At 74.5% G+C, this 21,135-nt stretch carries 19 protein-coding genes; 10 read left to right on the forward strand and 9 right to left on the reverse strand.

Features of this window, described 5'->3' with window-relative positions:
* The first annotated feature begins 34 nt into the window (after positions 1-34).
* Positions 35-1,789 (forward strand): NAD+ synthase, encoded by a 1,755-nt coding sequence (locus OG550_RS10870; RefSeq protein ID WP_327676493.1) that lies wholly within the window; start codon positions 35-37, stop codon positions 1,787-1,789.
* 87 nt (positions 1,790-1,876) lie between these two features.
* Here the strand turns inward: OG550_RS10870 and OG550_RS10875 are convergent, their stop codons facing one another.
* The 3 genes from OG550_RS10875 to OG550_RS10885 form a co-directional block, all read right to left on the reverse strand.
* Positions 1,877-2,926 (reverse strand): endonuclease/exonuclease/phosphatase family protein, encoded by a 1,050-nt coding sequence (locus tag OG550_RS10875; protein WP_327676494.1) that lies wholly within the window; start codon positions 2,924-2,926, stop codon positions 1,877-1,879.
* Between the two features lie 303 nt (positions 2,927-3,229).
* Complete coding sequence (locus tag OG550_RS10880) at positions 3,230-3,871, reverse strand: TetR/AcrR family transcriptional regulator (RefSeq protein WP_327676495.1); 642 nt, start codon at positions 3,869-3,871, stop codon at positions 3,230-3,232.
* A gap of 183 nt (positions 3,872-4,054) precedes the next feature.
* Entirely contained in the window at positions 4,055-5,728 is a 1,674-nt protein-coding gene (locus OG550_RS10885; protein WP_327676496.1) for an MFS transporter, read from the reverse strand.
* A gap of 286 nt (positions 5,729-6,014) precedes the next feature.
* Between OG550_RS10885 and panB the strand changes: the two genes are divergently transcribed.
* The 3 genes from panB (at position 6,015) to OG550_RS10900 (ending at position 8,938) form a co-directional block, all read left to right on the forward strand.
* Positions 6,015-6,884 carry a 3-methyl-2-oxobutanoate hydroxymethyltransferase gene (gene panB, locus OG550_RS10890; RefSeq protein WP_327676497.1) on the forward strand — a complete coding sequence of 290 codons (870 nt, stop codon included), beginning with the start codon at positions 6,015-6,017 and terminating at the stop codon, positions 6,882-6,884.
* Positions 6,885-7,076: 192 nt separating this feature from the next.
* Positions 7,077-8,111, forward strand: a complete 1,035-nt coding sequence (locus OG550_RS10895) for an ATP-binding cassette domain-containing protein (RefSeq protein ID WP_327676498.1) — start codon at positions 7,077-7,079, stop codon at positions 8,109-8,111.
* Positions 8,108-8,938, forward strand: coding sequence for an ABC transporter permease (locus tag OG550_RS10900; protein WP_327676499.1), 831 nt, complete (start codon positions 8,108-8,110; stop codon positions 8,936-8,938). Before OG550_RS10895 ends, OG550_RS10900 begins: the two co-directional genes overlap by 4 nt.
* Before the next feature lie 181 nt (positions 8,939-9,119).
* Here OG550_RS10900 and OG550_RS10905 read toward each other — a convergent pair whose 3' ends face one another.
* Entirely contained in the window at positions 9,120-12,563 is a 3,444-nt protein-coding gene (locus tag OG550_RS10905) for an AfsR/SARP family transcriptional regulator (protein WP_327676500.1), read from the reverse strand.
* Positions 12,564-12,809: 246 nt separating this feature from the next.
* Between OG550_RS10905 and OG550_RS10910 the strand changes: the two genes are divergently transcribed.
* Complete coding sequence (locus tag OG550_RS10910; RefSeq protein WP_327676501.1) at positions 12,810-13,625, forward strand: site-2 protease family protein; 816 nt, start codon at positions 12,810-12,812, stop codon at positions 13,623-13,625.
* Positions 13,626-13,675: 50 nt separating this feature from the next.
* On the opposite strand, the gene OG550_RS10915 is transcribed toward OG550_RS10910, so the two are convergent.
* Both OG550_RS10915 and npdG read right to left on the reverse strand, forming a co-directional pair.
* The gene (locus tag OG550_RS10915; protein ID WP_327676502.1) at positions 13,676-13,879 is read right to left on the reverse strand and encodes a hypothetical protein; all 204 of its coding nucleotides are present in this window, start codon (positions 13,877-13,879) and stop codon (positions 13,676-13,678) included.
* Positions 13,880-14,061: 182 nt separating this feature from the next.
* Positions 14,062-14,754, reverse strand: a complete 693-nt coding sequence (gene npdG, locus OG550_RS10920) for an NADPH-dependent F420 reductase (protein ID WP_327676503.1) — start codon at positions 14,752-14,754, stop codon at positions 14,062-14,064.
* A gap of 47 nt (positions 14,755-14,801) precedes the next feature.
* On the opposite strand from npdG, the gene OG550_RS10925 reads away from it, so the two are divergent.
* Both OG550_RS10925 and OG550_RS10930 read left to right on the forward strand, forming a co-directional pair.
* On the forward strand, positions 14,802-15,536 hold the full coding sequence (locus OG550_RS10925) for a hypothetical protein (RefSeq protein WP_327676504.1): 735 nt from the start codon (positions 14,802-14,804) through the stop codon (positions 15,534-15,536).
* A 73-nt stretch (positions 15,537-15,609) separates the two neighbouring features.
* Complete coding sequence (locus OG550_RS10930; protein ID WP_327676505.1) at positions 15,610-16,992, forward strand: MFS transporter; 1,383 nt, start codon at positions 15,610-15,612, stop codon at positions 16,990-16,992.
* A gap of 242 nt (positions 16,993-17,234) precedes the next feature.
* On the opposite strand, the gene OG550_RS10935 is transcribed toward OG550_RS10930, so the two are convergent.
* Entirely contained in the window at positions 17,235-17,468 is a 234-nt protein-coding gene (locus OG550_RS10935; RefSeq protein ID WP_327676506.1) for a hypothetical protein, read from the reverse strand.
* Positions 17,469-17,567: 99 nt separating this feature from the next.
* On the opposite strand from OG550_RS10935, the gene map reads away from it, so the two are divergent.
* On the forward strand, positions 17,568-18,413 hold the full coding sequence (gene map / locus OG550_RS10940) for a type I methionyl aminopeptidase (protein ID WP_327676507.1): 846 nt from the start codon (positions 17,568-17,570) through the stop codon (positions 18,411-18,413).
* Between the two features lie 96 nt (positions 18,414-18,509).
* On the opposite strand, the gene OG550_RS10945 is transcribed toward map, so the two are convergent.
* The gene (locus OG550_RS10945) at positions 18,510-19,211 is read right to left on the reverse strand and encodes a bifunctional DNA primase/polymerase (RefSeq protein WP_327676508.1); all 702 of its coding nucleotides are present in this window, start codon (positions 19,209-19,211) and stop codon (positions 18,510-18,512) included.
* Positions 19,212-19,636: 425 nt separating this feature from the next.
* Here OG550_RS10945 and OG550_RS10950 point away from each other — a divergent pair, with 425 nt between their 5' ends.
* Positions 19,637-19,867 (forward strand): hypothetical protein, encoded by a 231-nt coding sequence (locus OG550_RS10950; RefSeq protein ID WP_327676509.1) that lies wholly within the window; start codon positions 19,637-19,639, stop codon positions 19,865-19,867.
* A gap of 27 nt (positions 19,868-19,894) precedes the next feature.
* On the forward strand, positions 19,895-20,092 hold the full coding sequence (locus tag OG550_RS10955) for a hypothetical protein (protein ID WP_327676510.1): 198 nt from the start codon (positions 19,895-19,897) through the stop codon (positions 20,090-20,092).
* A gap of 184 nt (positions 20,093-20,276) precedes the next feature.
* On the opposite strand, the gene OG550_RS10960 is transcribed toward OG550_RS10955, so the two are convergent.
* A complete protein-coding gene (locus OG550_RS10960; RefSeq protein WP_442905980.1) occupies positions 20,277-20,939 on the reverse strand; it encodes a PadR family transcriptional regulator in 663 nt (220 codons plus the stop codon).
* Between the last annotated feature and the right edge of the window lie 196 nt (positions 20,940-21,135).

Genomic DNA, 21,135 nt, shown 5'->3' on the forward strand with positions numbered 1-21,135 from the left:
ACATTTCGTCAGATCGACGATTAGACTCGGGACCATGCCCAATCTCCGTCTCGCCCTCTGCCAGACCGACCCGTGGGTCGGTGACATCGCACGCAACGGCGATGAGGTGGCGCACTGGACCAGGCAGGCCGTCGAGGCCGGTGCCCAGCTGGTGGCGTTCCCCGAGATGGCCCTCACCGGGTACCCGGTCGAGGACCTCGCCCTGCGCCGCTCCTTCGTGGAGGCGTCCCGGTCCGGACTGGTGGAGCTGGCCGGGCGGCTCGCCGCGGAGGGGCTCGGCGAGGTGCCGGTGGTGGTGGGGTACCTCGGGCGCTCCGAGCAGGCCTCGCCCCGGTTCGGGCGGCCCGCCGGCTCGCCGCAGAACTGCGCGGCGGTGCTGCACCGGGGCGGGGTGGTCACCCGGTTCGCCAAGCACCACCTGCCGAACTACGGCGTGTTCGACGAGTACCGCTGGTTCGTCCCCGGCGACCAGCTGCCGGTGCTGCGGCTGCACGGGGTGGACGTCGCCCTGGCGATCTGCGAGGACATCTGGCAGGACGGCGGCCGGGTGACCGCCGCCCGCGAGGCCGAGGCCGGCCTGCTGCTGGTGCTCAACGGCTCGCCGTACGAGCGGAACAAGGACGACACCCGGCTGGAGCTGGTCCGGCGCCGGGCCGCCGAGGCCGGGTGCGCGCTCGCGTACGTCAACATGGTCGGCGGCCAGGACGAGCTGGTCTTCGACGGCGACTCGATCGTGGTCGGCCCGGACGGCGGGGTGCTGGCCCGTGCGCCGCAGTTCGAGGAGCACCTGGTGGTGCTCGACCTCGACCTGCCGGCCGCCAGCAGCGACCACACCGACGGGCTGCTGCTCGCCGACGGCCTGCGCCTGGTCCGCACCGAGCTGGGCGGGGAGCCCGGGGCCGCACCGGCCGAGCGGGCCCGGGCCGGGGTCGCGCCCCGGTCGAGCGACGAGGCCGAGATCTGGTCGGCGCTGGTCGCCGGCACCCGGGCGTACGTGCACAAGAACGGCTTCCGCTCGGTGCTGCTCGGCCTGTCCGGCGGCATCGACTCGGCGGTGGTGGCCGCCGTCGCGGTGGACGCGGTCGGCGCCGGGAACGTGCACTGCGTCTCGATGCCCAGCCGCTACTCCTCGCAGCACTCCCGCGACGACGCGGCCGAACTGGCCCGCCGCACCGGGCTGGAGTTCCGGACGGTCCCGATCACCCCGATGTTCGACGCCTACCTGGCGGCCACCGAGCTGACCGGGCTGGCCGAGGAGAACCTGCAGTCCCGGCTGCGCGGCACGCTGCTGATGGCGATCTCCAACCAGGAGGGGCACCTGGTGCTCGCGCCCGGCAACAAGAGCGAGCTGGCGGTCGGCTACTCCACGCTCTACGGCGACTCGGTGGGCGCGTACGGCCCGATCAAGGACGTCTACAAGTCGCTGGTCTTCCGGCTGGCCGCCTGGCGCAACGAGGAGGCCGAGCGGCGCGGGGAGGTGCCCCCGATCCCGGAGAACACCCTCACCAAGCCGCCGTCCGCCGAGCTGCGACCGGACCAGAAGGACACCGACTCGCTGCCCGACTACGACCTGCTGGACGCCGTGCTCGACCTCTACGTGGAGGGCGACCAGGGCCGGGACGCGATCGTGGCGGCCGGCTTCGACCCGGCGGTGGTCGACCGGGTGGTCCGGCTGGTCGACACCGCCGAGTACAAGCGCCGGCAGTACCCGCCGGGTCCGAAGATCTCGGTGAAGGGCTTCGGCCGGGACCGCCGCCTCCCGATCACCAACCGGTGGCGGCGCGGCTGACCCGGCACCGGCCGGGGGCCGGACCGGCGAGCGGCCCCCGGCCCCGGTCGGGCCTCGGCCGGGCCCCCGGCCGGGACAAGGTCCCGGTCACTGGTAGCGGTAGGTGGCGGCCACCGCGAGGTGGTCGCTGCCGTCCCGGTCCAGGGTGCGGGAGTCGGTGGGCTTCAGGCCGCCCTTGCTCATGATCTGGTCGATCCGGGCCATCGGGAAGGACGCCGGCCAGCTGAAGCCGAAGCCGTCGCCGGCCGCGCCCTGGGCCGAGCGCATCTGCGAGGTGATCGGGGCCAGACTGCGGTCGTTCATGGTGCCGTTGAGGTCGCCGAGCAGCAGGACCTTCTTCAGCCGGTCCGCCTGGATGGCGTCGCCGAGGGCCTGGGCGCTGGCGTCCCGCTGGTTGACGGTGAAGCCGCCCTCGGCCCTGAGCCGGACCGACGGCAGGTGGGCCACGTACACCCCGACCGGGCCCTGCGGGGTGGTGACCTGGGCACGGAACGCCCTGGTCCAGCCCATCTTGATGTCGACCACGTCGACCTCGCCGATCGGGTACTTCGACCACAGGCCGACGGTGCCCTCCACCGCGTGGTACGGGTAGGTGTCGGCGAGCCCGGTCTCGAAGGTACGCCGGGCCTTCGACTCCAGCTCCTGGAGCGCGACGATCTGCGCGCCGGACTCCTTCAGCAGCCGCACGGTGCCCGGCAGGTCGGTGTTCCCGGCGGCCACGTTGTGGCTGACCACCGTCCAGTCGCCGGCGCCGCCGCTCTTGTCGGTGAGCAGGCCGCCGAAGAGGTTGGACCAGATCGCCACCGGCAGCAGCAGGGCGATCAGCGCGGTGGCGGAGCGGCGCAGCAGGGCGGGGACGAGCAGGACCGGCACGGCCAGGCCGAGCCAGGGCAGGAAGGTCTCCAGCAGGCTGCCCAGGTTGCCGACGCTGTTCGGCACCTCGGCGTGGAGGACCAGCAGGGCGGCGGTCAGCAGGGCCAGTACGGCGATCACCAGGCCGCGCCGCCAGGTGTCGCTCCCCCGGGCGTCCCGGCCCCAGCCGCGCAGGGCGAGGAAGCCGGGCGCCGGGCGCCGGGCGGTCCCCTGGTCACCGGCCTCCGCCGCCGCCATGAGATCCGTCCTGTCCGCCTGCGCCATACCGTGGCTCCCGTCGTTCGCGCCGTCTGTCCGGTCCGATGCCGGCCCCCGCCCGGTGACGGAGGACGTGCCGGACTGGTGCCGGTTTGGTCGGATTCCCGGCTCAGCCTATGCCGGGACAGACGTCCGGTCGGTGGACCGGGGTTCCGGCGCGGCCGGGTTTGGTGAGCCAGGCCACGTCGACCGGCGCGCACGGGTGCCGGGCCCCGGGCGGACGGCCGCCCGCGGCACCCGACGGGCCGGGCGGGCCGGACCGGACGGGCGGCACCGCGCGGGCGCCGCCCGTCCGGTGCCGCCCGCCGCTCAGGCGCCGCCGGCCCGGTGCGCCGGTCCGCCGAGGCCGTCCAGCAGCGAGTCGACCATCCGGACCGCCAGGTCCGGGTCCTCCAGGTCGGAGTCGTCCCAGAGGATGCTGCGGGCGAGGATCGGGCCGAGCAGCATGTCGCCGAGCAGTTCCTCCTCAAGGTCGGCGCGGAGCAGGCCCTCGGCGATGCCCCGCCGGACCACCTGCCGGGCCATCTGCCGGCGCGGGCCGATCACCCGTTCGCGGTACGCGGCGTGCAGCTCCGGCCAGCTCTGCATCTGGCCGAGCGCGACCTTGAGCACCCAGCGGGACCGCTTGGCCAGGCCGCGCATCCGCATGTACTCGACCATCGCGACCAGGTCGTCGCGGGCGGAGCCGCCGGTCGGCTCGGGGACGGGCGTCTCCATCCGGTGGAGCATGTCGACCAGCAGGGCCTCCTTGTTGGGCCAGCGCCGGTAGATGGTGGCCTTGCCGACGCCGGCGGCGGTGGCGATGCCCTCGATGGTCAGCTCGGACAGGCTGGTGCCCGCTGCCATCAGCTCCTCGACCGCGGCGAAGATGGCCTGTTCGGCGGCCTCGCTGCGGGGCCGGCCGCGGCGCGGGCCGGCGAAGGTCGGCGCGGCCGTCGGGTCCGTCTTCATCCCGGTCTTCTCCCTGGCTCCTCGCGGACGCACGACGTCGTTCCACTCCCGATTCTCCCGCCCGCGGCCGGAACGGGTGCGGGCCCGGCACGGACGGCGGCCCCGCCGTCCCGGACGGACCGGAACGGGCAGGGCCCCCATTGTCGCTCAGCGGTGTTGCAGGTCAGCCGTCCACCGGTCCGCTCAGGCGCCCGCGGCCGCGGCCTTCCGGTCCGGACCGCCCTGGGCGGGGAGCTGCTTCCCGTCGGCCGCCGCGGCGCCCGGACCGCCCGGACCGCCCGGACCGCCCGGCGCGCCGGGGGCTCCCGGACCGCCGGCCGGCACCCGGCCGGGCAGCAGGAACCAGGCCAGCAGGGCCCCGACGGCTATGATCCCGGCGGAGAGCCCGGCCACCACGTGCATGGCGTGGATGAAGGCGTCGTCGGCCGGGCCGACCAGGGCCCGGCCCTGCTCCCCGAGCCTCCCGGCGACGGCCAGGGTGGCCTCCAGCGACTCGCCCGCCTTGGCCCGCAGCTCCTCGGTGGGCAGCTGCGCCAGCTGGTCGGACATGCCGTCGCGGTAGACGGTGGAGAGCACCGCGCCGAGCACCGCGACTCCGAGCGAGCCGCCGACCTGGCGGAAGGTGTTGTTGACCGCCGAGCCGGCCCCGGCCTTCTCGCGCGGCAGCGAGCCCATGATCGCGACGGTGACCGGCGGCATGACGTGGGCCATGCCGGTGCCCATCAGCAGGCCGAGCACGATCAGCACCCAGATCGGGGTGGTGGCCCCCAGCAGCAGGTAGCCGAGAAAGCCGGCCGCCATCAGGGCCATGCCCCCGGAGCAGGTGGCGCGGACGCCGAACCGGTCGACGACGAGCCGGGCCCGCGGGGCGAACAGCAGCTGGGCGACGGCCAGCGGCAGCATCAGCAGACCGGCCTGCAGGGCGCTGTAGTCGCGCACGCTCTGGATGTAGAAGACGCCGAAGAAGGAGACGCCCATCAGGGCGAAGAAGACCACGCCGACGACGACCACCGAGGCGCTGAAGACCTTGTCGCGGAACCAGGTGACGTCCAGCGCGGGGTGTGCGGTGCGGCTCTCGAAGATCACGAAGGCGGCCAGTGCCACCACGCCGACCAGGACCGGCCCCCAGGCCTCGACGGCGGTGAAGTCGGCCAGCTCGCCGCCCTTGATGATGCCGTAGATCAGCGCCACCAGGCCGATGATGGAGAGCAGCACGCCGACCGGGTCGAGCCGGCCCGGGTTCGGGTCCTTGGACTCGGGGACGAGCAGCACCATCGCGATGATGGCGACGATCACGATCGGCACGTTGATCAGGAAGACCGAGCCCCACCAGAAGTGCTCGATCAGCAGGCCGCCGGTGATCGGGCCGATGGCTATGGCCAGGCCGACGGCGCCGGCCCAGATGCCGATCGCCTTGGGCTGCTCGGAACGCTCGAAGACGTTCATGACGATGGCCAGCGTGGCGGGCATCGCCAGGGCGCCGCCGACGCCCATCACCGCGCGGTAGCCGATGAGTTCGCCCGGCGTGCTGGCCAGCGCGGAGAGCAGCGAGGAGACCCCGAAGACCGCCATTCCGGCCACCAGGGCCCGCTTGCGGCCGAAGCGGTCGCCGAGCAGGCCGGAGGTGAACAGCAGCCCGGCGAAGACCAGGGTGTACGAGTTGATCGACCATTCCAGGTCGCTCTGGCTGGCGCCGATCCCGGTGGGCGCCGGCGACGCGATGGTCTTCATCGCGACGTTGAGGATCGAGTTGTCGAGCACGACGACGAGCAGGGCGAGCACCAGGGTGCTCAGGATCGCCCAGCGCCGGCGGTGGATGGCTTCGGGCACGCGGGGTGGCGCGGCTGCGGTGGTCATTGGTCTTCCCGTCCGTGGTACGACGTGGCACTGGCGGGTATTTCCGAGCCGCGAGCGTCTCGTAACCCCCCTCGGTCAGCGTAGCGCCCTTTTCGATACGAGACGAATCCGTTTCGTAAAGACCGGGCAAAGGTCCGCCCCCGGTTTCCCGGCGGTCCGGTGTGTCCTGGATCGCACCGTGCGGCACGCGCGCCTCTTTGCGCCCGCGCCGGGGCGTGCAAGCATGGAGGGGATCCGGGGACGCCGCACGGCGCCACGAGACGACAACCCTTCAGGAGCCTGTTCGATGAACGCTTCTTCGCCTTCGCCTGCCCAGAACCAGGCGTCGACCGCCACCCTCTACGGTGGGGTCGCCAACCGCCGCGTCACCGTCCGCGACCTCGCCACCGCCAAGCAGCGCGGCGAGAAGTGGTCGATGCTGACCGCCTACGACGCCCTCACCGCAGGCGTCTTCGACGAGGCCGGCACGCCCGTCCTGCTGGTCGGCGACTCCGCCGGCAACTGCCACCTCGGCTACGAGACCACCGTCCCGGTGACCATGGACCAGATCGTCATGCTGGCCGGCGCCGTCGTGCGCGGCACCAAGCGGGCCATGATCGTCGCCGACCTGCCGTTCGGCTCGTACCAGGAGTCCCCCGCCCAGGCCATGCACAACGCGGTCCGCCTGATGAAGGAGGCCGGGGTCGGCGCGGTCAAGCTGGAGGGCGGCGAGCGCAGCGCCCGCGCGATCGAGCTGCTGGTCGAGGCCGGCATCCCGGTGATGGCGCACATCGGCCTCACCCCGCAGTCCGTGCACGCGCTCGGCGGCTACCCGGTCCAGGGCCGCGGCGACGAGGCGGCGCACCAACTGCTGCGCGACGCCAAGGCGGTGCAGCAGGCCGGCGCCTTCTCGGTGGTCCTGGAGGCGGTGCCCGCCGAGCTGGCCGCGCAGGTCACCGAGCAGCTCGCCGTCCCGACCGTGGGCATCGGCGCGGGCCCGGACACCGACGCCCAGGTGCTGGTCTGGACCGACATGGCCGGCATGACGGCGGGCCGGGTGCCCAAGTTCGTCAAGCAGTACGCCAACCTGCGGGCCGTGCTCGGCGAGGCCGCCCGCGAGTTCGCCGAGGACGTGCGGGGCGGCTCCTTCCCCGCGCCGGAGCACACCTTCCACTGACGCGGCACCCCGCCGTGGTGCCGTCGGCCGGCCGACGGCACCACGGCGGCGGGCACCACGGCGGCGGACACGGCGGCGGCGGACACCCGCACCGGCCGCGCCGACAGCGGCGTGACAGCGAGCCGACAGCGGACCGGGCGGACGACCGGGCACTGACAGCGGGCTGACAGCCGGGCCGGGCAGCCTGAGGGCATGACACGAATCGCCACCGCCCCGAACGACCGGGGGCCCGCCGCGGGAAATGCCGTCGAGGTCCGCGGCATCGTCAAGCACTTCGGCGCCACCAAGGCGCTCGACGGTGTCGACCTCAGCGTCCGCGAGGGAACCGTGCTCGGCGTGCTCGGCCCGAACGGCGCCGGCAAGACCACGCTGGTCCGCGTCCTCTCCACGCTGATCAAGCCCGACGCCGGCACCGCCTTCGTCGGCGGCTACGACGTCGTGCGCCAGCCCAAGCAGCTGCGCCGCACGATCGGCCTCACCGGCCAGTACGCCTCGGTCGACGAGCTGCTCTCCGGCTACGAGAACCTCTACCTGATCGGCCGGCTGCTCGACCTCTCCCGCAAGGACGCCAAGGCGCGCGCCACCGAGCTGCTGGAGCGGTTCTCGCTCACCGAGGCCGCCAAGCGCGTCGCCAAGACCTACTCCGGCGGCATGCGCCGCCGCCTCGACCTGGCCGCCTCCATGATCGGCCGCCCCCGGGTGCTCTACCTGGACGAGCCCACCACCGGCCTGGACCCGCGCACCCGCAACGAGGTCTGGGACGAGGTGCAGCGGATGGTCGCCGAGGGCGCCACCGTGCTGCTCACCACCCAGTACATGGAGGAGGCCGAGCAGCTCGCCCAGGAGCTGACCGTCATCGACCGCGGCCGGGTGATCGCCAGCGGCGGCGTGGCCGAGCTCAAGGCCAAGGTCGGCGGCCAGACCCTCCAGGTCCGCCCGACGCACCCGGCCGAGCTCCCCGAGATGGCCCGCTGCCTGCACGACACCGGTATCGCGACGGCCACCTTCTCCGCCGACACCGGCCTGCTCTCGGTGCCCCTCACCTCGGACGACCAGCTGACCGCCGTGGTCGGCGTCCTCGGCACCCGCGGCTTCGGCATAGCCGGCATCGACACCAAGGTGCCCAGCCTCGACGAGGTCTTCCTCACCATCACCGGCAAGCCCGCGGACGCCGCGGACCTCACGGACACCGCCGCCCCCAGCCTCGCCAAGGAGCCCGTCGCATGACCACCGCCACGCTCACCCCGACCCCGGGCGCCCGGACGACGGCGGCCGAGGACGGCCGGATCGGTCTGGGGGCCAACCTCCGCCACGTCGGCGCGCTGACCCGCCGCAACCTGATGCGGATCAAGGCCGACCCGGAGTCGATGTTCGACGCGGTGCTGATGCCGATCATCTTCACCGTGCTGTTCGTCTACGTCTTCGGCGGCGCCGTCTCCGGCGACCAGGACGCCTACAAGCAGTACATGATCCCCGGTCTGATGGGCCAGACCGGCCTGACCCTGGCGATGGCCGTCGGCACCGGGCTGAACAGCGACTTCCAGACCGGGGTGATGGACCGGTTCCGCACCCTGCCGATCGGCCGGGCCTCGGTCCTGCTCTCCAAGATCGGCGCGGAGACCTGCCGCGCGCTGCTCTCCTTCGCCATCATGATCGTCTTCTCGCTCTGCATCGGCTTCGACCTGAACGGCGGCCTGCTGCCCACGCTGGCCGCGGTCGGGCTCTCGCTGCTCTTCGGCATGTCGATCGTGTGGATCTCGATGCTGCTGGGCATGTCGCTGCGCAGCGCCCAGGCCGTCCAGGGGGTCTCCATGCTGGTCCTGATGCCGATGCAGTTCGGCAGCTCGATCTTCGCCCCGGTCGACACCATGCCGGGCTGGCTCCAGTCCTTCACCAAGGTGAACCCGCTCTCGGCCCTGGCCGACGCCTGCCGGGGCCTGATGAACGGCGAGGGCGCGGTGGCGCACCCGGTGCTCATCGTGCTGGCCTGGTCGATCGGCATCACCGCGGTCTTCGCACCGCTCGCGGTCGCCCGGTTCCGCAAGCGGACCTGAGCGACGGGCAGCGGCCTGAGCCGCGACCCGCACGGCCGCCCGAGCGGCCACCCGCCGGCCGGGGACACCCGAGGGGAGTGCCCCGGGTCGGCGCCACGGAACGGGCCGGCCGGCCCGGGGGCGACGGGACGGACCCCCCGGGCCGGCCGGCCGATCGAGCCGGTCGGTCCGGTCGGTCGGATCAGCCGACCGGACCGGCCGGCGAACCGCTCACCAGGTCGAGCAGCTCGCCGGTCTCCGTCGCCGACAGCCCGCTGCCCTCGGCGAGCGCCGCCTCGAAGGCCTCGTCACCGAGCAGCCCGCGCAGGCTCTGCTCCGCACGCTCCCGCTCCGTCCGGTCCAGGTAGCCGCCCTTCGGCCCGATCAGCCCGGCGTGCGCACCGAGCAGCATCGTGGCCCGGCGGGCGACCGCCCGGTCCCCGTCGCGCCGGGCGAACGCGTCCAGCACCCCGATCACCGACGGCACCAGCATCACCGACATCTGCTCGACGAAGCCCGTCGCGCGCTCCTGCACCGCCCGGAGCAGCCGGCGCCCCTCCTGGACCAGCTCCAGCCCCCGCTCCGGATCCCCGGCGAGGGCGGTGATCCCGCCCCGGGTGACGGACAGCATCCCGCCCATCACGTCCGGGGCGAACAGGCCGAGCCTGGTCCAGCTGAGCTGGTCGAGCTCGGCCAGCGCCTCCTCGTAGGCGCCCCGCTGGGCGGCGAGGCCGCAGAGCATCAAGCGCCCGAACAGCAGCGCGCCGTTCGCCGCCTGGTTCTGCCCCGGCTCGACCCCGGCCAGCGTCTCCCGGATCAGCCGCTCCCCCTCGGCCGGGTCGCTGCCCAGCAGTGCCGACCCCAGGTGCACCCGGAGCATCGGCACCTCCTGCGGCGCTCCCAGCTCCTCGGCCAGCCCGATCGCCCGCCGGTACGCCTCGGCCGCCTCCTCCGAGCGGCCCTGGTTGGCCAGCGACTCGCCGCGCGCGGCCAGCGCCTGGGACATCCCCCACCGGTCGCCGGACTGGCGGAACAGCTCCAGCGACTCCTCGCCGTCCCGGATGCTCTGGTCGGCACCGCCCGGCCAGTCGTTCATCATCTTGGCCCGGATCTGCAGGATGAACGCCAGGTCGCCGGCCGCGCCGTGCACCCGGCAGCCCTCGACGGCCTCGTCCAGCATCGCCTTCATCCCGCTGAGCTCGCCGACCAGGAAGGCCCCGAAGACCCGCATCAGACCCGGGAAGCGGTAGGACTGCGGCAGGTCCGGGGTGTAGGCCTCGGTGATCAGGCGGGCGGTGGCGATCGCCACCGGATCGGCGAGCACGTCCAGGTTCGCCTCGAACAGGCTGACCAGCCGGTAGATGATGATCGCCCGGCGCGCCTCGGCGACGGCCGCCTCGGGCATCGGCTGCCGGTACTCCAGCACCCTCAGCTCCAGCGGGGCCGGCGGCGGGGCCCCCGGCGCGAACGGGTCCGGCCCGAGCGCCAGCACCGCGTCGTACCAGCCCCGGGCCTCCAGGCTGAAGCCTCGCAGCGACCAGTACCAGCTCATGCCCAGGGCCAGGACCAGCGCCTCGGCCTCGTCCCGCAGGTCGACGGCCCGGCGCAGCGCCGCGCGGATGTTGTCGTGCTCCCGCTCCAGCACGGTCAGCCAGTACGGCTGCTCCGGGCCGTGGATGCTCAGGTCGGCGACCCGGACCAGCTCGCGGAAGTGGGCGACGTGGCGGCGCTCGGTCGTCTCCGCCTCCCCCGCCTCGGCGAGCCGCTCGACCGCGTACTCGTGGATGGTCTCCAGCATCCGGTAGCGCGGCGGGCCGTCCCGGCCGAGGTCGGCGACCAGCAGCGACTTGTCGACCAGCGACAGCAGCAGGTCGGCGAACTCCTCGCGGGGCACCTCGGTGTCGTCCGAGCAGACCGCCTCGGCGTCCTCCAGGGTCCAGCCGCCGGCGAACACCGCGAGCCGGCGCAGCACCGCGCGTTCGCGCTTGCCGAGCAGGTCCCAGCTCCAGTCGACCACCGCGCGCAGCGTCTGCTGGCGCGGCAGCAGGGTGCGGCTCCCGGCGGTGAGCAGCGCGAACCGGCCGTCCAGCCGGTCGGCGATCTGCCGGGCCGTCATCACCCGCAGCCGGGCGGCGGCCAGTTCGATGGCGAGCGGCAGACCGTCCAGGCGCCGGCAGATCTCGGCGCAGGCCTCCGGCTCGCTCCGCGGGTCGAAGCCGGGGCGGGCGGCGGCCGCCCGCTCGGCCAGCAGCCGCAGCGCCACCGGGTCGGGCAGCGGCTCGACCGGCAGGACCGTCTCGCCGGGCACGCCGAGCGGCTCGCGGCTGGTGGCCAGCACGGTCAGGCCGGGGCACTCGGTGAGCAGGGTGTCGGCGAGGTCGGCGGCGGCCTGGATCAGGTGCTCGCAGTTGTCCAGGACCAGCAGCATCCGGCGGCGGCCGCAGTGCTCGACGAGCCGGCGCACCGGGTCGTCGCCGCGGGGCTCGATCACCTCCGCGACCATGCTGCCGGTGGTGTGCAGGACGGTCTCCCGCAGGCCGAGCGCCGAGACCACCGCGCCCGGCACCGCGCCCGGGCGCTCCACCGGGGCGAGCTCGGCCAGCCAGACGCCGTCCGGCCAGTGCCCGGTGGCCTGTTCGCCGCGGCCGGCCTCGACCGAGAGGCGGGTCTTGCCGGAGCCGCCGGGGCCGGTCAGGGTGACCAGCCGGCTGACCGACAGCGCCGCGCGCAGGGCGGCGAGGTCGCTCTCGCGGCCGACGAAGCTGGTGAGCCGGCCCCGCAGGTTGCCCGCGCCGCGGGCCGGCGGCGCCGGTTCGGGCACCGGTCCGGCGGCGGGAGCGGAGCCGGGCGCCGCGGCGGAGCCGGCTCTCCCGGCGCCGGAGGCGGGAGCCGCGCCCGCGGCGGGCCCGCGGGCCGGCTGGTCACCCGCGTCCGCCGGGGCCAGCAGCTCCGCGTAGAGGGACTGCAGCCGGCGGCCCGGGTCGACACCGAGCTCGTCCGCGAGGAGGCGCCGGGTGCGCTCGTAGTGGCGCAGCGCCTCGGCGGTCCGGCCGCTCTCGTGCAGCGCCCGCACCATCAGGTACTGGACCGGCTCGTCCAGCGGCTGCTGTTCGGCGAGCTCGGCGAGCTCGGCGACCAGCTCGGCGGCCCGGCCGAGGCCGAGGTCGGCGGTGATCCGGTGCCGGCGGGCCTCGTCGCGCTGCGCCTCCAGCCGGGTGGCCGGGCCGCTGCGGTCGGGCAGGTCGGCGAGGGCCGGGCCGCGCCAGAGCGCCAGGGCCGCCCGCAGCCGTTCGGCGGCCGACACGTGGTCGCCCTGCTCCAGGGCGCCTCGCCCCTCTCCGGCCAGCCGCTGGAACTCGGCGAGGTCGGTGTCCGGGTCGGTCAGCCAGTACCCGGCGGGGCCGGAGCCGACCTGGTCGCGGCCGATGGTCCGGCGCAGCCGGCCGACCAGGGTCTGCAGCGCGGCCGAGGAGTCCTGCGGCGGCTCGGCCTCCCACACCTCGTCCACCAGGAGGTCGGCCGGGACCGGTCGCCCCTGCCGCAGGGCCAGCGCGGCGAGCAGCGCCCGCAGCCGGGCGCCGCCGAGTGGAACCGGGGTGCCGTCGTCGTGGTGGACCGTGGTGGTGCCGAGGATGCCGTAGTGCACCGGACCATTCTGGTCGATCGGCGCGGCGCCCACGCACATTTGTCCGGGACCGTCCCGCCGCCGCTCCCCCACCGGAACCGGGCGCGGGCCGCCGGAACCCGGCACCGGGCCGCCGGAACCCGGCGCGGGGCTCCGTACGTTCACCCGGAACGGCTTGTCCGGTGGCGGGCAGGCCCGGCATGATCGACCCTCGCCCGCATTCCGGACCCGTACACACCGTTCCCAGACTCCCGGAGCTCCCACGCCATGACCTTCGCCGCCACGCAGCGCTCACGCAGCGAGGACCGCCGGATCAGCCCGGTGTTCTGGGTGCTGCTCGCGATCCTCGTCACCTCCGGCTGGGCGGTCTCCCAGGGCTACGGCAACGCCCGGTTCGGCGTCTTCCTGTTCGTGGTGGCCGGCTGGATGGTCTCGCTCTGCCTCCACGAGTACGCGCACGCGCGGACCGCGCTGCACGGCGGCGACCTCACCGTCGGCGCCAAGGGCTACCTGACCCTCAACCCGTTCAAGTACGCGAACGTGCTGCTGAGCTTCGTCCTGCCGATCGTCTTCGTGCTGCTCGGCGGCATCGGCCTGCCCGGCGGCGCGGTCTGGATCGAGCGGCACCGGATCCAGGGGCGGCTCAAGCACAGCCTGATCTCGGCCGCCGGGCCGCTGGTCAACCTGCTCGCCGCCGTGGCGCTCCTGGTCCCGGTGGGTGCCGGCTGGCTGGACGACCCCGAGGTGCACGCGTTCTGGAACGGCTACGAGCTGAACGTCTCGCCGCTGGCGCTGGCGCTGGGCTTCCTCGGCATGCTCCAGCTGAGCGCGACCCTGCTCAACCTGCTCCCGGTGCCCGGTCTGGACGGCTACGGGATCGTCGAGCCCTGGCTGTCGCACAAGACGCGGCGGGCCATCGAGCCGTTCGCGCCGTACGGCATGCTGGCGGTCTTCGCGCTGCTCTGGCAGCCCGAGGTCAACCACTGGTTCTTCGAGGCCGTGTACGGCGTGATGGACCTGCTCGGTGTCGACCGGATCTACCCGCAGCTGGGCCGCGAGCTGTTCACGTTCTGGAAGGACTGAGGTCCGGGGCCGCGGGGCCGCCCTCCGCGGGGGCCGCCCCCGCCGGCGCGCTACGCGCCGGCGCTCTGCGCGGCCCGCTCGGCGGCGGCCCGGGACTGCTTCTCGCGGCGCAGGTTCATCCAGAGCACGTTGCTGGCGATGCCCGCCAGCGGGAGCCAGATCAGGCCCGGCCACCAGCCCTGCACCAGGGAGACCACGGAGGCGGCCAGCGCGAGGACGACGACGATCGAGGCGAGCAGGGACGTGCGGGGCATGGCGGGAGGCTCCTAGGGCCGGAGGACGGACGGCCCCATTGTCGCCGACCTCACCCCCGGAGCGGGTCCAGGGGTGAGGTCGCGTCCTCCGGGACGGCGGCCCGGGGGCGGTGTCCGGCCTCCGCCGCGGACGGGGACGGCGGCGGCGGGGACGTCGGCGGCGGACGTCGTGGGGACGCCGGTCAGACGTCGGTGATCCGCAGGCCCGCGTGGGCCTTGTACCGGCGGTTCACCGAGATCAGGTTGGCGACCAGCGCCTCGACCTGGTGCGCGTTGCGCAGCCGGCCCGCGAAGATGCCGCGCATGCCGGGGATCCGCCCGGCCAGCGCCTGCACGATGTCGGTGGCGGCCCGCTCCTCGCCGAGCACCATCACGTCGGTGTCGATCCGCTCGACGGACTCGTCCTGCAGCAGCACCGCCGAGAGGTGGTGGAAGGCGGCGGTGACCCGGGAGTCCGGCAGCAGGGCGGCTGCCTGCTGGGCGGCGCTGCCCTCCTCCGGGACGAGTGCGTAGGCGCCCTGCTTGTCGAAGCCGAGCGGGTTGACGCAGTCCACCACGATCTTGCCGGCCAGCTCCTCGCGGAGCGCGGTCAGCGTGGCCGCGTGCCCGTCCCAGGGCACCGCGACGATCACGATGTCGCTCTCCCTGGCGGTGGTGGCGTTGTCGGCGCCGCGCACCCCGAGGCCGATGTCGGCGGCCGAGGCCTCCGCGCGGGCCGCGTCGCGCGAACCGATGATCACCTGCTGGCCGGCCTTGGCCAGCCGGAGGGCCAGCCCCCGCCCCTGGTCGCCGGTGCCGCCGAGGACACCGACCACCAGCTGCGAGACGTCCGGCAACTCGTGGGCCGGGTTTGTCGCTGAATCGAGGGAAGTCATGGGCCGATCCTGCCAAACCGGCGGCCCGCCGCGACATCCTGTCCGCCATGGACGCGGTGAGAGTTTCGGCACTCCGGGAGCGGCTGACCGGAACCGGCTGGCTGGAGGCGGTCGGCGGCTTCGCCGGCGAGCTGCGGCACGCGGTCTCCCGGCGCGGCGCGGACGGACTGCTGCTGGTCGGCACCGAGGGGTACGAGCCCTGGCACCTGGCCGCCCACCTGGAGGACGAGGCCGCCTGGTCGGACGTCCCCCGGCTGGCCCCGACCCTGCTCCGGCACCGGGTTCCGGACCGGGCGCCCGCCCACCTGGCGCACGGCCTGCGGCGGCTGACCGAGGCCGGGCGCGGGGTCACCGTCCTGGTGGTCGCCCCGACGTCGGCCGGCGTACCGCTGCTGGAGCGGGTGCACGACGCCCGCCGGAACGGCGCGACGGTGCTGGCGCTGGACGGCGCCGAGTGCGGCGGTGCGGGCGGGGGCGGAACGGGCGGGCGCGGTGGGCCCGGTAAGCGCGGTGGGCCCGGTGGGCGGCTCGGGCCGGGCCGGACGGACGGGGCGGGCGCGGTGGGCCGGACGGACGGGGCGGGCGGTGACGGCCTGGCCGACCTCGCCGGTCTGGCGCACGGGCGGCTGTCCGTCGGCACCGCCGCGGAGGAGCCGTTCGACCTGGCCCAGCACCTGGTCAGCGCCGCCGCCGGAGAGGCCCCGGCCCGGCGCTCGGCCCTCGACCGGCTGGCCGCACTCGCCGGCCGGCTCACGGAGGGGCCCGCGATCAGCCGCTGGTGAGCGGTGCCGCCCGCGGGGGCCGGGCCGAAAACCTGTTGCGGCCCGGTGCGGCGCCCTCCGAGGATGGTCACTCGTGAACGACTCCGACCATCCCCCGACCGGTCGGGTGCGCTCCCTGCTGCGCTCGGTCGCCCCCGATCTCGCCCCCTGGCGTTCCTCCCGGGACTTCCGGCTGCTCTGGTTCTCCGGCTGTGTGACCAGCCTGGGCAGCTTCCTGACGTACGTCGCCCTGCCGGTGCAGATCAAGGAGCTCACCGACTCCTACTTCGCGGTCGGCCTGATCGGCGCCTTCGAGCTGGTCCCGCTGATCGTCTTCGGACTCTGGGGCGGCGCCCTCGCCGACGCCCTGGACCGCCGCCGGCTGGTGCTCTTCGCCGAGGCCGGACTCGGGCTGCTCAGCGCCCTGCTGCTGCTCAACGCGCTGCTGCCGACGCCCGTGCTGTGGCCGATCTACCTGGTGGCCGCGCTGGTCGCCGCCGCCGACGGCCTGCAGCGCCCGGCCCTGGACTCGCTCACCCCGCGGATCGTCCCGCACGACCAGCTGACGGCCGCCTTCGCGCTCAACTCCCTCTACCGCAACGTCGGTTCGGTGGCCGGCCCGGCGCTGGCCGGGGTCATCGTGGCGTTCGCCGGCGTGCAGACCGCGTACGCGCTGGACGTGCTCACCTTCGGCGCCTCGCTGCTGCTGCTCGCCAGGATCCGGGCCGTGCCGCCGCCCACCGGCGCCGAGAAGCCGTCCGTGCGGGCGGTGCTCACCGGCGTGAAGTACGCCTGGAGCCGGAAGGACCTGCTGGGCACCTACGCCATCGACCTGGTCGCCATGCTGTTCGCGTTCCCGGTGGCGATCTTCCCGTTCCTCGCCTCCGAACTGGCCGCCGACTGGGCGCTCGGCCTGATGTACGGCGCCACGGCGGTCGGCGCCCTGGCCGTCTCGGTCACCAGCGGCTGGACGTCCCGGATCCACCGGCACGGCCGGATGCTGGTGCTGGCCGCCCTCGGCTGGGGCGCGGCGATCACGCTCGCCGGGTTCTCCGGCTCGATCTGGCTGGTGCTGCTCTGCCTCGCCCTGGCCGGCGGCGCCGACCAGATCAGCGGCATCGCGCGCTCCACCATGTGGAACCAGTCCATCCCGGACGAGGTGCGCGGCCGGATGGCCGGCGTGGAACTGCTCAGCTACTCGGTCGGTCCGCAGCTCGGCCAGGTCCGGGCCGGCGGCATGGCCGGCCTGGTCGGCGTCCGCGCCTCGGTCTGGGCCGGCGGCGTCGCCTGCGTGGTGGGCGTGGTCGCGCTCGCCACCGCCCTGCCCAGCCTGCTCGGCTACGACGACCGCACCGACCCGAACGCGGCCGCCGTCCGCGCCGAGCACGAGAAGGCCGCCGCCCTGCGCGAGGAGGCCGAGCGGGCCGAGGTCCTCCGCGAGGCGGCCGACCGGGAGCGCGAGGACGCCGGGCGGTAGCGGGCGGAGGCGTCCAGAGCCCGGGGCCCGGGGTGCCCGACCGTCCGGAACACCCGGAGTCCCTTGAGCCCCTGCCCACCACCGCGCGGCCCCGCCGCCCGGCAGGACCCTCCAGCAGGCCTTCGGGGCCGGGCGGCACGTCGTCGTGCTCGCGATCACCGTCCCGTACCACCCGCCGGGCGGGCCCGAGCCGCCGTGGACGCCGGACGCGGGCGCCGCCGGCCGACCGGCCGGGGCGGCGACTACTCCTTGCCCTCGCCCGCGGGCCGGTCGGACCAGCGCGGGTCGTTCGCCCACTCGCGGTTGCGGAGCTCGGCGGTCTCCAGCGCGTGCGCCGCCTCCTCGGGGGTGGCGTACGGGCCGAGGCGGTCCTTGGCCGGGCACTCCGGCCCCTCCTCGACCTTGCCGTGCTTGATGCAGTAGAACCACTCACCGGGCTTGCCGGTCGGCCGGTTGCGGTGGAATCCCAAGGGCATGGCGGTCACTTCCCGTTCGACGGCTGCGTCGTCCTGATCATTCCCCGGCCGGACTCCATCCGCACACCCGGCGACAGGCGCTGCCATAGACTCGCGGCCATGGCTCTCGTACCCGGCATCCAGTCCCCCACCCGCAAGGTCCCGGCGAACATCGCGCGCCCCGAGTACGTCGGGAAGCCCGCCCCGACGCCGTACACCGGGCCCGAGGTGCAGACCGCCGAGACGATCGAGAAGATGCGGATCGCCGGCCGGATCGCCGCGCAGGCGATGGCCGAGGCCGCGAAGCTGATCGCGCCCGGCGTCACCACCGACGCGCTGGACGCCGTCGCCCACACGTACATGTGCGACCACGGGGCCTACCCGTCCGACCTGGGCTACCGGGGCTTCCCCAAGTCGATCTGCACCTCGATCAACGAGGTGATCTGCCACGGCATCCCGGACTCGACGGTCCTCCAGGACGGGGACATCGTCAACATCGACGCCACCGCGTACATCCACGGCGTGCACGGCGACCTCAACGCCACCTACCTCTGCGGCGACGTGGACGAGGAGTCCCGGCTGCTGGTCGAGCGGACCCGGGAGTCGCTCGACCGCGCGATCAAGGCGGTCAAGCCCGGCCGCCGGATCAACGTGATCGGCCGGGTCATCGAGTCCTACGCCAAGCGCTTCGACTACGGCGTGGTGCGGGACTTCACCGGCCACGGGATCAACACGTCGTTCCACTCCGGCCTGATCGTCCCGCACTACGACAGCGAGCGGGCCACCGAGCTGATCAAGCCGGGGATGACCTTCACCATCGAGCCGATGCTCACCCTCGGCACCTACGACTACGAGATCTGGCCGGACGGCTGGACCGTCGTCACCAAGGACCGCAAGCGGACCGCCCAGTTCGAGCACACCCTGGTCGTCACGGCGGACGGCGCGGAGGTCCTCACCCTGCCGTAGCGCGGCAGCCCCCGTCCGTGCCGGGCCCACGGGGCTCGGCACGGCGGGCCGGGCGGGGCTCCGGAGGCGGGCCGGGCGGGGCTCCGGAGGCGGGCCCTAACCGATCAGCCACTGCTCCTCGGCGACCGCGCCCACCTCGGTACAGGCGTCGGTCAGCACGTCCAGGACGCGCAGCGGGTCCGGCAGCGGCTGTTCGGGCCCGCGCAGCCACCGCACCTCGGAGCCGTCCGGCAGCGCGGCCGGCGGCAGCAGGGTGTAGGAGCCGCGGCAGTGCCAGCGCAGGCCGGGGTGCTCGGACATGGTGTCCGGCGTGGAGTCCAGGGCGCTCGGCCACCACTCGTCCTCGTCCACCGGGGTGCCCCGGGTGGCGGTGAAGAACAGGTAGCGGTCCTCGCCGACGGCGGCCACCGGGAGCTCGACGCCGAGCGCGGTGAGCCGCTCCAGGGCGAGCCGTCCGGCCTCGGTGGGAACGTCCAGGACGTCGTGCGCGCGGCCGGTGGCGGTGACGAAGTTGGCCTGCGGGTCGCGGGAGAGCCAGCGGGCGAGCTGCTCCGGGTCGGTGGTGGCCTGGGTCTGCCAGGCGAACGAGACCGGGTGCTGGGCGGGTGCCGGGCAGGCGACCCGGTCACAGGAACATCGGTAGCCGGCCGGGTGCGCGGCGGGGGCGAGCGGGAAGCCGGCGCGGACGGCGCCGAGCAGCTGGTCCAGTCTGGCGGCGGGACTGTCCGTGTCCGCCCCCCGGGCCCGCTCACGGTCACGCTTCTGCCACCAGGTCGTCCACCTGCTGCCGGATTCCATCGGGCCCCTTCCGCGCGTCGCCGTGCCTGGTGTGACACAGCGTTCGACGTACCACTCCGACGCAACGCACGGCGCCCCCCGCTGCTTCCCGGGTGGTGCTCGGCCCTGCAGTCCCGCGCCCTGCCGGCCGGAGCCGGGGTTGCCGGGCGGCCGACGCCGGGGTCACGGTACGGAGTCAGGGCAGCACGGCGGCTGCGGCTCAGCGGCCCGGCGGGCGCGGTCAAGTGCGCCTCGCCCGGCCCGTACGGGCCCGCTGACCCGGGTGGACCCCGAGGGCGTAACAGGAAGGATAAGGGTGCGCGGAGCCTCCGGTTGACCGGGGGCGGTGCCTCTCCGGTCACACTCCCGGCACCCGGCCGTCACAGCACCTCCGCCCGGCCCCCCTTCGCCCTCCGCCACCTGCGGCGGGATGAGACCCTGGTGGGGTGAAGAGTGCGGACACCGAATTCGTCGGCGGCCCCCTGGACGGCCGGATCCTCCCCATCCCGCTGGGGCCGATGTACGGCGTGCCCAAGAAGTACACCGTGCCGGTCCCCTCGCACGGGGACGCTCCGGCGCGCACACTGGTGTACGTCCGGGCCAAGCAGCAGCGGGGCACCCGCTGGTTCTGGCGCTACGAGTACGACGAGGCGGCCACCGCCCGCGCTTCCGGGTGACGGCCGCCCCCTGGCGGGAGGACGGCGATGGCGAGGACCGCACGGCACCCCAGGACCCGCGCCCAGTCGGTGGCGCTCCACAACCGGCAGGTGGCCGGCGTCACCGTCGGGCTGCTGGTGCTGATCAGCGCCTACAGCGCGGCGCTCGGCTCCAACGGCTGGCTCTGGCTCGGCTGGACGGTGCTGCTGCTCGCCTGCGTGGCACTGTTCGCCATCCGGACCTGAGCCCTTCCCGCGTCCCGTGCCCCCCGCGTGCCCCCGTCGCCCTTCCCGCCCCCTGGGCGTTCCGGGCCGCGAGCGGCCGCACCGTCCACCGCGGCCGCTCCGGGGACGGCCCTCCGCGGTCGCCCGCGGTCGGTCGTCCCCGGTCGGCCGCCCTCGGCCAGTCGTCCCGGTCAGTCGTCCCCGGTCAGTCGTCCTCGGCCAGGATCAGGTACAGCTTCTTCCGGGCCTCGGTCAGCACCGCCAGGCCCTTGGCCCGCTGCGCCTCCGTGCCGGTCGCCATGACCTGCCGGACGGCCTGCTCCACCGCGCCGAGCGCCTGGCCGACCTCCTGGACCGCGGCCCAGTCGACGTCCTGGCCGGCCTCGGCCCACGGCTCGTCCGGCCCGGCGTCGGCCTCGGCCCGGCCCGCCTCGGTGAGCGAGACCAGCCGCTTGCCGCCGACCTCCTCCGCCGTGATCAGGCCCTCCTCCTCCAGCAGCTGGAGGGTCGGGTAGACCGAGCCCGGGCTGGGCCGCCAGGCCCCGCCGGACCGCTCGGCGATCTCGGCGATCATCTCGTAGCCGTGCATCGGCCGCTCCTTGAGCAGCGCCAGCAGCGAGGCACGCACGTCCCCGCGCCGTGCCCGGCCGCGCCGGCCGCGCGGCCCGAAGCCGCCGGGCCCACCGGGGCCGCCGAAGCCGCGGGCCCACGGCGGGCCGGGCAGCCGGCCGGGTCCGCCGCCGAACGGCGGCCCGAACGGGCCGAACGCCCCGCGGCCCTCGAAACACTCGCCGGGCATGCCGACGAACTCCGGACCCCGGCGGCGTCCGCCCCAGGGGCCCTCTTCACGGAATCGTCCTGGACGCATGGCACCCACCTCCCGTTTCCGGCCGCGGGAACGCGGCCGCACAGACGATCGTTCGAGGCAGTCGAGTTACTGTCTCGATAACTCGACGATATATCGCTGACTGTCGACCGTCAACGCTTCCGATACACCTCGGCCGGCCTGTGACGGGCGGCCCGGACCGACTGCCGGCGGCGTCGGTCCGCTGCAGGCCAGGTCC

The sequence above is a fragment of the Kitasatospora sp. NBC_00458 genome, from assembly GCF_036013975.1.
Lineage (GTDB): Bacteria > Actinomycetota > Actinomycetes > Streptomycetales > Streptomycetaceae > Kitasatospora.